Source organism: Streptomyces sp. NPDC048483 (assembly GCF_040651455.1).
In the GTDB taxonomy this organism is placed as follows: Bacteria; Actinomycetota; Actinomycetes; order Streptomycetales; family Streptomycetaceae; genus Streptomyces.
In genome coordinates this window covers 138819-152462 of the sequence record NZ_JBEZJZ010000001.1, presented here as the reverse complement: position 1 = coordinate 152462, position 13644 = coordinate 138819, and the positions used below count along the sequence as shown (strand labels likewise).

The window sequence follows — 13644 nt, the reverse complement described above, 5'->3', positions numbered from 1 at the left end:
GCACCCCGTACGGGATGTCCCCTACGGGCTGGGTGGGCCCCCTGTATCCCAAGGGTAGGCGGGGCCCGCCTGTGCCGGCAGGGCCTGTGGATGCCCGGTCGGCGGCGATGCCCCGCCGACGGCCCTCAGAACAGGCTCAGCAGGGCCTCCGTCGGATCCACCGCCTCCGACTCGCCGTCAGGGAGGGCGAGTTCGAACCACACCGTCTTGCCGCGGGGGGTGCGGCGGCTGCCCCAGCCGGTGCTGAGGAGGCCGACCAGTTGGAGGCCGCGGCCGCCTTCGTCGGTGTCGCGGGCGCGGCGGCGGCGCGGCTGGGCGAGGTCGGCGTCCCAGACCTCGCAGACCAGGGTGCGGTCCAGCAGCAGGCGCAGCCGGATCTCGCCCTGGCCGTGCCGCAGGGCGTTGGTCACCAGCTCGCTGACCAGCAGCTCCGTCGTATCGACCAGCTCCTGCAGGCCCCAGTCGGTGAGCTGGTCGCGGGCCAGCTCACGGGCGCGGGCCACCGAGCGGGCCTCCGGTGCCAGGCTCCAGTCGCCCACCGCGTCCTTGGGCAGGCCGTGCACCCGGGCCATCAGCAGCGCGATGTCGTCCTCGCCGTGCGAGGTGTCCAGGGCGCTCAGGACGTGGTCGCAGACGTCCTCCAGCGGCCGGTCGGCGTCCGAGAGGGCCCTGCGGAATGCCTGCAGGCCCTCTTCGAGGGGATGGTCGCGGGACTCCACCAGGCCGTCGGTGTAGAGGGCGAGCAGCGCGCCGTCCGGCAGGTCGACGTCGATCTCCTCGAAGGGCTCGCCGCCGACGCCCAGCGGCATCCCCGGCGGCACGTCCAGCAGCAGCGCGTCCTCGCCCTCCTCTACGAGCACCGGCGGCAGATGGCCGGCGTTGGCGAAGGTGCAGCGCCGGGTGACCGGGTCGTAGACGGCGTAGACGCAGGTGGCGAGGTAGACCTCGGAGAGATCGGCGGTACGGGCCAGGGCGCCGTGCTCGGGGACGTTGGCGGCCGCGCCGGTGCGGCCGCGCGCTGACCTGGGCGCGGACCGGCCGTCGCCGCTGCCGCCGAGCCCGCGGGCGATCTCGTCCAGGGCCGAGAGCACCTCGGCGGGTTCGAGGTCCAGGAGCGCCAACGTGCGGACGGCGGTGCGGAGTTCGCCCATCGCGACCGCGGCGCGCAGGCCGCGGCCCATGACGTCGCCGACGACCAGCGCGGTGCGGTGGCCGGGGAGTTCGATGACGTCGAACCAGTCGCCGCCGACCTCGGTGGCGGTGGTGCCGGGCAGATAGCGGCAGGCGATGTCGAGGCCGGCGGCCTCCGGGTCGCCCGGCGGGAGCAGGCTGCGCTGGAGGATCAGGGCGCGTTCGTGTTCGCGGCGGTAGAGGCGGGCGTTGTCGATGCAGACCGCGGCGCGCGCGGCCAGCTCGACGGCGAGGGCGGTGTCGCGCTCACCGAACGGCTCGCTGCCCTTCGTACGGGAGAACTGCACCAGCCCGACGACGGTGTCCCGGGCGACCATCGGGACGGCGAGGGTGGAGTGCACCACCGCGCCCAGTTCCGGGCCGTCGTCGCTCTCCCGGCCGGGGATGATCTGCGCCTGGCCGGTGCGCAGGGCGCCCGCGCAGGGGGAGTTGAAGGGGTAGCGGTGGACGGCGCCGACCGCGACCGGGTCGTCGGGGGAGCCGCCGTCGGGAATGCAGCAGGTGGAGGTGGCCAGCGGGGCGTCGGAGACGGCGCTGGCGAAGGCGACCCGGCGCAGTTCCGCGCTGCCGTCACTCATGCCGGGCGGAGCCTCGTCACCGGCCAGCAGTCCTTGGTAGAGGTCCACCGAGGCCAGGTCGCAGAACTGCGGGACGGCGACGTCCAGGAGGGTGCGGGCGGTGGTCTCCAGGTCGAGCGAATTGCCTATCCGGGCGCCCGCTTCGTTGAGCAGGGCGAGGTTGCGGCGGGCGTTGGCGGCCTCGCGTTCGGCGCGGCGGCGGCCGGTGACGTCGGCGGCGAGGGCGGCGACGCCGATGGGGCGGCCGCTGGCGCCGTGCAGCCGGTAGAGCGAGACCGACCAGCGGCGGCGGTCCCCCTCGCCGGGCACCGCGCCGACCAGTTGCATCTCGGTGACCGGCTCGCCGGTGTCCAGGACGCGGCGCAGTGCGGCGGCCATCCGCTCGGCCTCGGGGCGCGGCAGGAAGTCGTGCGGGGAGCAGCCGCGGTACTTGCCGGCCGGGCCGCCGAAGACGGTGGCGAAGCGTTCGTTGACCCGCAGCAGCTTCAGATCGGTGCCGAACAGGGTGAAGCCCATGGGAGATTGACCGAAAACGGCCTGCGAGGCGGCGAGGTCGGTCTCGATGCCGCGCAGCGCCCGTACGTCGACCACCAGGCAGACCGCGGCGCGCTCGCCGCTCTCCGTCTCGGAGGGCATCACATAGATCTCGGCGAGCCCTTCGGTGTCGCCGTCGGGTTCCCTGCGGTAGGGCACCAGGCCGGTCCATTCGCGGCCGTCGAGGATCTCGGACACCTTGCGGCGGCCGGTCTCGCGCAGTTCGTTCGGGACGAACGCCGCTACGGGGTCCTTGCCCAGGGCGTAGCGGGCCGGGATGCCGAGCATGTCGGCGGCGCGCTCGCTCCACTGGTCGATCCGTCCGTCGGGCCCCAGCGAGAAGGAGGCGACGCGGATGTAGTCGTAGATCGATCCGGGCCGGCTGCTCTGCCAGACGGGTACGCCGTGCAGGCCGGGCGCATGCCGGTGCCTGCCTGGGTCGCCGGGGCCGTCCGCACCACCCTGGTCCTCGGTCTGCGCGGGTTCTGCCCCGCCACGTGACATCTCGCTCACGAGCCCCGTCCCCTCCAGCTCATCGTGCCCGGACCGGACCAGCCTGAGTATCCAGCACCCCGGCTATCCGGAACACGGTCTTCACGATCACAGCACAGTCTCGATCGCAGGCCATCTACAGAATGTCGATGAAATGGCAACGATCAGGACTCCACATGTCTCCTAACCAGCCACGGACAGCTCGAACCACACTGTCTTGCCACTCTTTCCCCGCCGGGTGCCCCAGCGTCGCGAACTGCACGCCACCAGCTGCAATCCGCGGCCGCCTTCGTCGTCGGGGGCGGCGGTGCGTTCCTGTGGCGGGTCGGGCAGGGGGTCGGAGACCTCGACGAGGAGTGCGCTGCCGCTGAGCAGCACCATCCGGACGCCGATGGGGCCGGTGGCATGGCGCAGGGAGTTGGTGACGAGTTCGCTGACGAGCAGGACGGCCACGTCGACGGCGCCGTTCAGGCCCCAGTCGGCGAGCGTCTGACGGACCCTGGAGCGGGCGGTGCGCACCGCGCCGGGGTCGGCCGGAAAGCTCCATTCGGCAATGGGTGAGCCGGGGACCACGCCGCGCCTGCGGACCTTGGGGGAGGGCGACTCCGGGACCCCTGCCGCTGCGCTGTCGCTCACGCCGATCACTTCCCAGCCTGACGGGATCCCCGTTGATGCGCCTGCTTTATACCTGCTCTGCCGGGGTTAATCAGGACATACCCGGTATCGGGACCCAAGTATCGCCTTCAACCGTGCACTGTGGCACAAATGGCGCATCTTGGCGCGGCGAGCGGACCGGGGCCGTGGGGTGGGTATCGTCGCGCGCTCCGCCCGTCCCCTGCACGCCGCTGCGGGCGCACGCCGTGTTTGCGGCCGCGCACGCCGAACCGGGCAGCGCGCGCGGTTACGGCAGCGCGCTCCGCTGCCGTACGGGCGTCGCCGACAGCCGGCGCATCGCCTCGGCGACGGCCGGGCGGTCCTGGTCGAGCCAGTCGACGTGCTGCTCCTCCGAGGGCCGCAGCCAGCGCAGCTCGTCGTGATCCTGGAGCGGGCGCGGTTCGCCCGACAGCAGCCGGGCCGTCCACACCTGGAGTACATAGCCCGGCCGCAGCACCCACTCGCCCGGGATCCGCTCCAGGGCCGCCGCCTCGACGCCCAGCTCCTCGCGCAGCTCGCGTACCAGCGCCTGCTCGGGCGTCTCGCCGTCCTCCACCTTGCCGCCGGGCAGCTCCCAACGGCCTGCCAGGGCGGGCGGTGCACTGCGCCGCGCGGCCAGCAGCCGTCCCCGGTCGCACACCGCTGCACCCACCACTACGCGCACGGTCGTCATGCGCCGCAGCCTACGTCCCCCGCCGTCGTCCCGCTCCCCCTTCGCCGCCCCTCAGGTCATCGCCCGGCCCACCTTCTCCACCACGTAAAGCTGCTGGTGGCCCCGGGTGTCCAGTCGATCGGCCACTCGTTCCGCCTCCGCGCGGGTGGCATAACGGCCGACGCGATAGCGGTTGCCACCTTCGTCCTGGCGGATGACGAGCCAGGGCAGTACGGCCCCACTGTCGGTCATTGCGCCCCTCCGTCCGCCGTGCACTGCGCCGTCATGCACCCCTCCTGTGCTGATGCCGAAATCGCAATCCGCATATGCCCGAGCGTACGCCCGACCTTTACGCACCGCATACGGATTTGCACAAAGAGATACCGAACCGGCCACCCGCGGCCCCCGGGAACCGGGAGCGGCCGCGAGTGGCCGGTGAGAAGCGGGGGAAGTACGGGGCCTCAGGCGCCGACGGGAGCCTTCTCCGCGGTGTCGTCCTGGGCCGGGCGGTCCGCCGCCGCCTCGTCCGCCCGCAGCTCCGCCTCGGCCTGCAGGAGCGAGGGGTTACGCCATGCGCTGCGCACGCCCCAGTAGTAGAACGCCAGACCCAGCGCCGCGACCAGGGCAAGGTCGACGCCCTCCGGGACATAGCCCTTGCCGCCGAACTCCTTGCCGCCCGCGTACGACACGGCGGCCATGATCAGCAGGTAGGCGACCATCCAGGCGCCGGCCTTGAGGTGCGGGCGCAGATCGGCCCACGGCTTGCGGCCCTGGGTGAGCGGCTTGCCGATCTCGTACCAGGCCCACACGGGCAGCCCGACGGCCATGATCAGGATGACCTTGCCGGTCAGCGGCCAGCGGCCCCAGTACAGCACCAGCGAGCCGAAGACCATCGCGACCGGCGCGATGACGGGCATCGCGCGCAGCTTGACCGGGCGCGTGAGGTCCGGCGAGATGCGGCGCAGCGACATCACGGCAACCGGGCCGGTGATGTACGAGATGACCGTGGCGATCGAGACGATCTCGGCGAGCGAGCCCCAGCCACGGAAGACCGCGAGGAAGAGGAACGCGATGGCGAGGTTGAGCAGCAGCGCCGGACGCGGCACACCGGTCTTCTTGTCCACCTTGCCGAAGACGCCGGGCAGGTGACCGTTCTCCTGCACGCCGTGGATCATGCGCGAGGTGGTGGCCGCGTAGATCATGCCCGTACCGGACGGCGAGACGAACGCGTCCGCGTACAGCAGCAGGGCCAGCCAGTTCAGGCCCCAGGCGACGGCGAGGTCGGCGAGCGGGGAGTTGAAGTTGAGCCCGGCCCAGCCGCCGCCGGAGGCCAGCTTGTCGCCCGGCACCGCCATCAGGAACGCCACCTGGAGGGCGACGTAGATGACCAGCGCGATGATGATCGAGGAGATGACGGCCTTGGGCAGGGACTTGCCCGGGTTGCGCGCCTCGCCGGCGAGGTTCAGCGGGGACTGGAAGCCGTTGTAGGCCCAGACGATGCCGGAGACGGCGACAGCGGTGAAGACCGAGCTCCAGCCGTTGGGGGTGAAGCCGCCGTGGTGGGCGATGTTGCCGGTGTCGAAGTGCGCGAACATCAGCGCGGCCGCGGTCATCACCGGCACCACGACCTTGAACACCGTGATGGCGGTGTTGGTCTTGGCGAACAGCGAGATCGCGAACCAGTTCATGAAGAAGTAGAAGACCAGCAGGACGCTGGCGAGTGCGACGCCGGTGCCGGTCAGCTCCTTGCCGTCGTACAGGGCGTGCGCCCAGCCGAAGTCCCAGGAGCTCATGTACTGGACGGAGGCGGTCGCCTCACCCGGAATGACCGAGACGATGGCGATCCAGTTCGCCCAGGCCGCGAGGTATCCGGCGAGCGAGCCGTGCGAGTACTGGCCGTAGCGGACCATGCCGCCGGCCTTCGGGAACATCGCGCCGAGCTCGGAATAGGTGAGCGCGATCGTGAGCGCGACGAGCGCCCCGATGATCCAGGCCACGATCGCGGCCGGTCCGGCGATGGCCGCGGCCCGCTCGGCCCCGAAGAGCCAGCCCGACCCGATGATGGACCCGAGACCAGTGGCGGTCAGGGCGATGGTCCCGAGGGACCGGCGATAATTCGAATGCGAGCCCTGCTCCGCACCCTGCGTTTTCGTCGTGCTCACGTGCTGGTCTCCTGGTCTTCCCCGGTCCGTGCACAAACTTCGCCATCGTAAGAGCGAATCCGAAGATCGGTTGCCCTGTCGCAGGAAAAAGACCCGCCCAGTTGAGGCGTTGTGAGGTATCCAACACCGATATCCGGACCTCATTCGCGGGCGAAAGCGCGTAAATAGGACACGCGGGTGAGGAAATGCGGACCGTACGGGATCCGTTGTGCGGACGTACGGGACCCGTAGGGGCCTGCCGCTGCGGGATCGTGGACGACGGGCCCGCCGTCCGCAGCGGGCCCGCCGGCTACCTCACCGGCAGGTGATAGGTGACCCGGTGGCGGTCCGCGAGCGTGACGACATCGGCCGTCTCCACCGGGCAGCCACCCGCGAAGTACGTACGGGAGATGACCAGTACGGCATGCCCCGGCACCCCGCCCAGCGCCATGGCCTCCTCCGCCAGGCCCGGCCGCGCGCCGACCTCCTCCACGACGTTGTCCACCACGACGTCAATGGCCGCCATCCGCTCGACCACCCCGCGCCCCGCCAGCGGCCCCTCCTCCGGCAGCATCACGGGCGTGCGCCCGGTCACCTCGAGCGGCTCCCAGGAGGTGGAGAGCATCGACGGCTCCCCCTCGGCCCGGAAGAGATAGCGCGTCCGCATCACCCGGGCGCCCGCCGGGATCCGCAGCCGCGCCGCGACCGCCGAACCGGCGCCCTCCTGGCGGCTGCTGGACTCCCAGGTCCCCCGCACCCGCTCGTCGGTCTGCTCCTGGCGGAACGGCGTGGAGCAGGTGCCCGACTGATAGCCGGCGCGGGCGATACGGCGCGGCACGGGCTGCTCGCGTACATAGGTGCCCGACCCCGAGCGTCCCTCGACCAGCCCCTCGGCCATCAGGACCTTGCGCGCCTCCAGGGCGACGGTGTCCGAGACGCCGTACTCCTCGCGGATCCGGGCCTGGGAGGGGAGGCGGGTGTGCGGCGGCAGCAACCCGTCGACGATCTTCTGGCGCAGGTCGCCTGCGACACGGAGGTACGCGGGCTGCTCACCGAAAGGCACGTGCCCCTCCCAACAGCTTGACAGTCAGCAACAGCGTGGCAACCGCGCGTTCATGACCGCAACCTTGGGCCAAAGCTTGACGTGTGGCGAGGAGCCCCAGCTCAACCGGCGTCCCCACCCCCGCACAGCCGGGAATTCGGGCCGCGCCCCACCGCGCCTCCCGCGCTCCGCCCACCCCGCACGCCCCGCATACGCCCCCATACGCCCCCGCCCCCGGACCCGCACACGCATCCCGGGCCACCCGGTGCGCGCCTCCGCGGCATGGCACGATCGAACCGCGCCAACACGAACAAAGGAAGCAAAAGGAACAAAGGGAACAAAGGGAACGGACAGCTACCCATGCCCGACGAGCCCGGTTCGCCGCCCTCGCCGCCGTCGCCGCCCTCCCGTAAGGGCGACGAGCAGCGCCTCTCCGCCATGCCCGACACATGGCAGCGCGCGCTCGCCATCGTCGCCCACCCCGACGACCTCGAGTACGGGGCCGCGGCCGCCGTCGCCGAATGGACCGCCGCCGGGCGCGAGGTCACCTATCTCCTGGTCACCCGCGGCGAGGCCGGCATCGACGGGCTGGCGCCGGCCGTGTGCGCCGCGATCCGGGAGGGCGAGCAGCGGGCCGGGGCCGCGCACGTCGGCGTCCGTACCGTCGAGTTCCTCGACGGCCACCGGGACGGCGTCATCAAGGGCGGCACGGCGCTGCGCCGCGATCTTTCCGCGGCCATCCGCCGTCACCGCCCCGAGCTGCTGATCACCCTCAACCATCACGACACCTGGGGCGGGGTCCGGTGGAACACCCCCGACCACCGGGTCGTCGGCCGCGCCGTCCTGGACGCGGCGGACGACGCCGGCAACCGCTGGATCTTCCCCGAGCTCAAGGACGGCCAGGGGCTCGCCCCCTGGACGGGCGTCCGCTGGGTGGCCGTCGCGGGCTCCCCCTACCCCACACACGCCGCGGAGGTCGGCCCCGGCATCGCGCGGGCGGTGTCCTCACTGGCCGCACACGAGGCGTACATCAAGGGCCTGGGCGGCCCCGGCCAGGACCCGGCCGCCTACGCCCGCACCTTCATCGAGCAGATGGTCCGCGCGGGCGGCGAACGCTACCGGGGCCGCCCTGCCACCCTCTTCCAGCTCTTCCCGCGCTAGCGCGCACCGTGCGCGGCGACGAACCCCGACACCAACGCAACGATTTCCGCGGGCCGTTCGAGCAGCATCGCATGCGTCCCGTCGACGTCGGCGACCGTCACCCGCTCCTGCGTCCGTGCCAGTTCGTCGAGGTCGCGCCGCAGCCCCTGCGTATACGCGGCCATCAGCTCGTCGAACCAGGGCGGCACCCCCGGCACCGGCGGGTTGGGCCGCAGCGCGCGGGCGATCAGCAGCGGCCGGGTCACCCGCCGGTACAGCGCGAACAGGCCGAGCCCCGCCATCGCCTCCTGCAGCTCCCCCGCCCGCTCGCGCCCCGGCCGCAGGAACAGCCGCCCGTCCGCCGTCTCCCCCAGCGACCGCCGCACCCCCCTCTCCAGCAGGCCGTACGGGATCCCCAGCTCGGCGGCCATGGCGGCCTGATGGCCGAGCACCCCGGCCAGCGCCTCCGCCGCGAACGGCCGGCCGCCGGCGTCCTTGGCGAACTGCCGCGCCTCGGCCAGCCGTTGCCTCACATATGCCGTGCCGAGTCCCACGTACTGCTCGGCCCGCCCCATCCCGTGACCGTCAAGGTTCACCGCCGCCGGAGCCCCCCGCTCCAGGCACAGCGCGGCGATCATCCCGCCCAGCGAATGCCCGACGACGACGGCATCCGGTATCCCGTACGCCCCCAGCACGGCCGCCACGTCCTCGACGGCCACCTCGACCGTCCACGGCACCGCGCCGTCCCCCGACCGCCCGTGCCCCCGCAGATCCATCGCCACGACCCGGTGCCCCGCGGCCAGCAGCGGCGCGATTGGCTCCCAGTCCACCAGCGTCCGCCCCGCACCGTGCAGCAGCAGTACGGCGGGCCCCTCGCCCCCGTAATCCCGCACGGCCAGCTCCACGCCGTCGCCCGCGACACACACGCCCTCCGTCATTTCCTCAGCCATGCGAAAACACTAAGCCCGCAAAAACCGCCCCAATTCCTCCCCGCGGCCGATGCGTTCAGCCCCTCGCACGCCGCATAATGAATAAACCCCCTGCGGAACCGCCCCCCTTTTCCGGGAACGCCGAGGGCCGTGCCCCAAAGGAGAGGCACGGCCCGGTCAGCGGTGGCGCCAGGGCGCCGGATCGGTTGTTCCTTCGGCTACTTCTTCGCGCCGAAGACCACGGCCAGCACCTGCTTGCCCTTGTCGTAGGAAGCGGGCGCACGCACATAGTCGGAGCCCAGGTAGAGCCGGTCATTGGCGTAGAGCAGCTCGCGGTCGCTGTCGAACTGCGCCTCGGCCGCGAGGCCGGCGGCGGGGTTCTGCTGGACCTGGGTCTTCTTGTTCGAGGCGGGGTCGATCCGCCAGACCGCGCCGGCCTTCTCCGACACGTCGTCGGCCTCCTGGTAGGCGATCACCTGGCCGTCCTCGTCGACCCCGATCGGCAGCAGGCGGCCGTCCTCGGCCCCTTCGATCTTGCCGGTCTGCTTCCCCGTTTTGAGGCTGAACGCCACGATGTCGTTCTCGGCATCGGAGCTCGCGTCGAGCGGGTCCCTCGTCCCCAGATAGAGCGCGCCCGCCTTCTTGCTGACCGCGAGCTGGGAGCAACGGTCGGCCTCGTTGGCTGGGCACTCGGCCTCGTACTTCCCGTACTTCCCGCCCTTGGCACTGATCTTGGCGAGCAGCTTGCCCTGTGCCGCGCTGTCGTCGATCGACACGAACTCCGACACGCTGGAGCCGCCCTGCGCCTTACCGTCGTCGACGGCGACGACCAGCGGATCGACGGACACCACGTGTGCGGTCTCGGTGCCGGCCGGCAGCTTGTAGCTCGACTTCACCGCCCGCGTCCTGGGGTCGATCGTCTGGATGTCCACCTTGGGATGCTTGGTCTCACCGCAGTCCCGCACCGCGATCAGCTTGTCACCGCCGCCCGCGTACCCCGTGTCCTGGCACTTCTTGTCCGAGGGCTTCCACAGCGGTTTGCCGCCGACGGTCCAGGCCGCGGAGACGTTGGTGCCGGCCGCGGCGACGGTGCCGCCGCCGATGGTCACCTCGTCGAACATCTGGGACGAGGTGCCGTCGAGCGCCTGCTTGTGCCAGCGCATCTTCCCCGAGTTCAGATCGACCAGCCCGATCTCGGTGCAGACCGCGGGATCGTCCTTGTCATTCTTGAACACGACGCCGATCAGGCCGTCCGGGGTGGGCCGGGGCGACGACCAGCAGATTTCCCCGCCGAGCGGGACCGTCCACTGCGCCTTTCCGCCGTCCAGCGGATAGCCGACTATCTTTTTCAGATCGGCCTTGACGAAATTCTTTTTGGTCGCCCACATCCCCTTGGAGCCGGTCAGTTCGCTGACCTTGGCCATCGGCACCTGGCCGAGCATTTTCGCCTGGGGACCGGGCTTCTCCGCCCCGGCGCCGCCCTTCCCGCCGTCGCTTCCCCCGCCCTGGTCGCCCGAACTGCAGCCACTGACCACCAGCCCGGCCGCGAGCACCACACCACCGACGACCACCAAACGCGACCTGGACAAATCCATTTCTCCTTATACACGCGGACGCATGGCCCGACGTGGCCAAGCGATTTCCCAGCGATCAGATCCTTCCTTTTGCGCATCCGAATTTCAACTCGGAATTGCTGATCGTCAGGACATTTGAAATGTTCCGGAGATGATGTGGGGAAGGATCCGGCGAGGATTCCGGAGGAGGACGGTGAGGATTCCGGATTCCGAAAGGAAGGGAATCGGTGTCCGGGTATTTCTTGTCCGGGCGCGCGGCTCCGCAAACCCGGAGGACGGCGCCTGCGGTCAAGCGGGCCGGACCGATTCGAGAAGATCCACACAACGGCCCAGGAGGGCGACGAGCGCCTCCCGCTCCGGCTCGCTGAACTCGTCCGCGAGGGCCCGCTCGACCCGGATCGCCCGGGCGTCCGCGTCGGCCATGACGGCCTCGCCCTCCTCCGTGAGGCGGGTCTCCAGGATGTTCTTGTGCCACTCATGGGGGGTGCGCTCGATCAGGCCGCGCTCCTGGAGGTTCTTCAGCACGGTGTTCATGGTCGGCGGCGTCACCCCGCAGGCCCTGGCCAGCGCGGCGGCCGAGATCCCCGGGCTCTCGGAGAGGGACAGCAGCGCCGCGTACTGCGCGACGGTCAGGCCGGCGGGCTTGAGCGCCGCGTGCTTGGTCGCGTTGAGGGCCTGCTCGGCGCGCTTGAGATGGAAGCCGAGGCGCTCGGTGGCGGGCATGCGTGTCACCTGCGCATCGTAGCGGCCGTACAGTAATAAGTACCTTGACGATGATTAGAGTTCTAATTATCGTTCGTGCCCACTCATCTGATGCAGACAGAGAGGCACCATGCCCCGTTCCGTCAGGCACCACCCGCTGACCGGCGCCGCCGCGCTGGCCCTGACCGCCGCCCTCGCCCTGCCCGGCGCCGCGGTGGCGCAGTCCGCCGCTCCCGCCGCGCAGCCCCGGACCGACGCCCAGACGCAGGCGCGCATCCACGCGGCCTACGCACTGCCCGGCGACCGGGTCTACCCGGAAGGCATCGCCGCCGACCCCCGCACCGGGGAGCTCTACGTGGGCTCGTACGCCACCGGGGCGGTCTACCGGATCACCCCCGGCCACCGCACTGCGAAGGTCTTCCTGCCCGCCGGCACGGACGGCCGCGCCACCGCCAACGGCCTGAAGGTGGACCGCGCCGGGCGGCTGTGGGTCATCGACTCCACGGCGGGTGTCTCGGTCTACGACATCCGCGGGCGCAGGCTGCTCGCCCGCTTCGACTCGCCCGGCGAGAAGTCGTTCATCAATGACCTTGCCCTCGCCCCCGACGGCAGCGCCTACCTCACCGACAGCGTCCGCGCCGTGATCTACCGCGTCACCCCGTCCCAGCTGGCGCGCGCCGCGGCAGACGGCGGACGCGCCGCTCTGACCCCGCGTTACGACCTCTCCGGCGCCGCCGATCCGCACGCGCCCGGCACCCTCGCCCTCAACGGCATCGCCGCCGACCCGTCGGGGCGCTACCTGCTGACCGTCGACATGACCGGCGGCGGCCTCTACCGCGTCGACCTCACCTCCGGCGGCATCCGCCAGGTCGCCCTGCACGGCGGCGACTTGAAGCACGGCGACGGCCTCGAGCTGCGCCACCACACGCTCTGGGTGGCGCACAACGCCAGCAATACGATCAGCCGCTGGCGCCTCTCCGACGACGGCACCCGGGCCCGCGTGGAACGCCGCGTCACCGACGAGGCGCTGCAGGTCCCCACGACCCTGGTCCGCCAGGGCGGACGCACTCTGGTGGTCCGCTCACAGTTCGACAAGGGCGGCCCGATGGGCCCGGGGACGCCGCAGACTCCCTTCACCGTCGCGGCCGTCGACGGGATCTGACCGCCACGACCGGCCTCCGCCGTAACGCGGCGCAGGGCCGGGCTCCCGGCGGAGTCCGGCCCTGCGGCTGCGTAGGCGCGACGCCGGGGCTACGACCGGCGCCGGGGTTTGCCGCGCTTGCCGCCCTTGGGGCCACCGGAACCGCCCCGCGCGCTCTTGCCCGTCGGCTTGCCGGCCGCGGGCTTCCGCCGTGCGCCGCCCGCCTCGGAGCGCTGGGATTTCGGCTGTGCCGCGGCCGGCGTGCGCCCTCGTGAGCTGTTGACGGTCCGTCCGCGGACGATCCCGATGAAGTCCTCCACCAGGTCGGTGGTCGCCTCCTCCGGCCACGACAGCGCGACGCGCGACTGGGGGGCGTCCGTGACCGGCCGGTAGGTCAGGTCCTTGCGATGGTGCAGGCGGGCGAGCGACTGCGGGACGACGAGGAGCCCCGCCCCTGCCGCCACCAGCTCGATGGCGTCCGCCGTCGTGGCGGGCCGCTCGATCGCCGGCCGTCCCGGCAGACGCTCCCAGTCGAGGGTGTCGTCGAGGGGATGCAGCACGACGTCGTCGGCCAGGTCCTCGGTGGCCACCTCGTCGACCGCCGCGACGAGGTGGTCCTTCGGGACCACGACCACCGTCGTCTCGGTGTAGAGGGGGATCGCACTGAGGTCCGTCCGGTCGATCGGCAACCGCACGAAACCCGCGTCGGCACCGCGGCCCCGCAACATGTCGGACGCTTCGGCGGCGGACACGGCGATGAGGTTCAGGGGGATGCCGGGCAGCCGCTCGTTCCAGATCCGCACCCACTTGGCGGGCGTCACCCCCGGGACATACGCGAGCCGGAACGATGGAGGTACTGCCGAGCCTGTCACCC

12 protein-coding genes are annotated in these 13644 nt (G+C 71.6%); 2 read left to right on the top strand and 10 right to left on the bottom strand.

Going from position 1 to position 13644, the window contains the following annotated elements; translation table 11 throughout:
* Window positions 1–125: 125 nt before the first annotated feature.
* The 6 genes from AB0D04_RS00745 to AB0D04_RS00720 all read right to left on the bottom strand — a co-directional run bounded on the left by AB0D04_RS00745 (window position 126) and on the right by AB0D04_RS00720 (window position 7305).
* Window positions 126–2807, bottom strand: coding sequence for a SpoIIE family protein phosphatase (locus AB0D04_RS00745; RefSeq protein WP_362697694.1), 2682 nt, complete (start codon window positions 2805–2807; stop codon window positions 126–128).
* A 171-nt stretch (window positions 2808–2978) separates the two neighbouring features.
* Window positions 2979–3368: an ATP-binding protein gene (locus AB0D04_RS00740; protein ID WP_362697691.1), complete on the bottom strand. Its 390-nt coding sequence runs from the start codon at window positions 3366–3368 to the stop codon at window positions 2979–2981.
* A gap of 328 nt (window positions 3369–3696) precedes the next feature.
* Window positions 3697–4122 carry a (deoxy)nucleoside triphosphate pyrophosphohydrolase gene (locus tag AB0D04_RS00735; protein WP_362697482.1) on the bottom strand — a complete coding sequence of 142 codons (426 nt, stop codon included), beginning with the start codon at window positions 4120–4122 and terminating at the stop codon, window positions 3697–3699.
* Window positions 4123–4173: 51 nt separating this feature from the next.
* Complete coding sequence (locus AB0D04_RS00730) at window positions 4174–4353, bottom strand: SPOR domain-containing protein (RefSeq protein ID WP_362697479.1); 180 nt, start codon at window positions 4351–4353, stop codon at window positions 4174–4176.
* 209 nt (window positions 4354–4562) lie between these two features.
* Window positions 4563–6263, bottom strand: coding sequence for an APC family permease (locus AB0D04_RS00725; RefSeq protein ID WP_362697476.1), 1701 nt, complete (start codon window positions 6261–6263; stop codon window positions 4563–4565).
* A 289-nt stretch (window positions 6264–6552) separates the two neighbouring features.
* On the bottom strand, window positions 6553–7305 hold the full coding sequence (locus AB0D04_RS00720) for a GntR family transcriptional regulator (RefSeq protein ID WP_362697474.1): 753 nt from the start codon (window positions 7303–7305) through the stop codon (window positions 6553–6555).
* A 417-nt stretch (window positions 7306–7722) separates the two neighbouring features.
* On the opposite strand from AB0D04_RS00720, the gene AB0D04_RS00715 reads away from it, so the two are divergent.
* Entirely contained in the window at window positions 7723–8445 is a 723-nt protein-coding gene (locus tag AB0D04_RS00715; protein WP_362697688.1) for a PIG-L deacetylase family protein, read from the top strand.
* Here AB0D04_RS00715 and AB0D04_RS00710 read toward each other — a convergent pair.
* The 3 genes from AB0D04_RS00710 to AB0D04_RS00700 form a co-directional block, all read right to left on the bottom strand.
* Entirely contained in the window at window positions 8442–9374 is a 933-nt protein-coding gene (locus AB0D04_RS00710) for an alpha/beta fold hydrolase (RefSeq protein WP_362697472.1), read from the bottom strand. The two genes, AB0D04_RS00715 and AB0D04_RS00710, sit on opposite strands and share 4 nt — an antisense overlap.
* A gap of 197 nt (window positions 9375–9571) precedes the next feature.
* On the bottom strand, window positions 9572–10942 hold the full coding sequence (locus AB0D04_RS00705; protein ID WP_362697469.1) for a hypothetical protein: 1371 nt from the start codon (window positions 10940–10942) through the stop codon (window positions 9572–9574).
* Between the two features lie 273 nt (window positions 10943–11215).
* Complete coding sequence (locus tag AB0D04_RS00700; RefSeq protein WP_362697685.1) at window positions 11216–11650, bottom strand: MarR family transcriptional regulator; 435 nt, start codon at window positions 11648–11650, stop codon at window positions 11216–11218.
* A gap of 109 nt (window positions 11651–11759) precedes the next feature.
* Between AB0D04_RS00700 and AB0D04_RS00695 the strand changes: the two genes are divergently transcribed.
* Complete coding sequence (locus AB0D04_RS00695; RefSeq protein ID WP_362697466.1) at window positions 11760–12791, top strand: SMP-30/gluconolactonase/LRE family protein; 1032 nt, start codon at window positions 11760–11762, stop codon at window positions 12789–12791.
* Between the two features lie 89 nt (window positions 12792–12880).
* Here AB0D04_RS00695 and AB0D04_RS00690 read toward each other — a convergent pair whose 3' ends face one another.
* Window positions 12881–13642 (bottom strand): LysR family transcriptional regulator substrate-binding protein, encoded by a 762-nt coding sequence (locus AB0D04_RS00690; protein ID WP_362697463.1) that lies wholly within the window; start codon window positions 13640–13642, stop codon window positions 12881–12883.
* Between the last annotated feature and the right edge of the window lie 2 nt (window positions 13643–13644).

Coding starts and splice junctions, on each gene's coding strand:
- AB0D04_RS00745 (WP_362697694.1), bottom strand. CDS start 2,807: ATGTCACGTGGCGGGGCAGAACCCGCGCAGACCGAGGACCAGGGTGGT.
- AB0D04_RS00735 (WP_362697482.1), bottom strand. CDS start 4,122: ATGACGACCGTGCGCGTAGTGGTGGGTGCAGCGGTGTGCGACCGGGGA.
- AB0D04_RS00730 (WP_362697479.1), bottom strand. CDS start 4,353: ATGACCGACAGTGGGGCCGTACTGCCCTGGCTCGTCATCCGCCAGGAC.
- AB0D04_RS00715 (WP_362697688.1), top strand. CDS start 7,723: ATGCCCGACACATGGCAGCGCGCGCTCGCCATCGTCGCCCACCCCGAC.
- AB0D04_RS00710 (WP_362697472.1), bottom strand. CDS start 9,374: ATGGCTGAGGAAATGACGGAGGGCGTGTGTGTCGCGGGCGACGGCGTG.
- AB0D04_RS00700 (WP_362697685.1), bottom strand. CDS start 11,650: ATGCCCGCCACCGAGCGCCTCGGCTTCCATCTCAAGCGCGCCGAGCAG.
- AB0D04_RS00695 (WP_362697466.1), top strand. CDS start 11,760: ATGCCCCGTTCCGTCAGGCACCACCCGCTGACCGGCGCCGCCGCGCTG.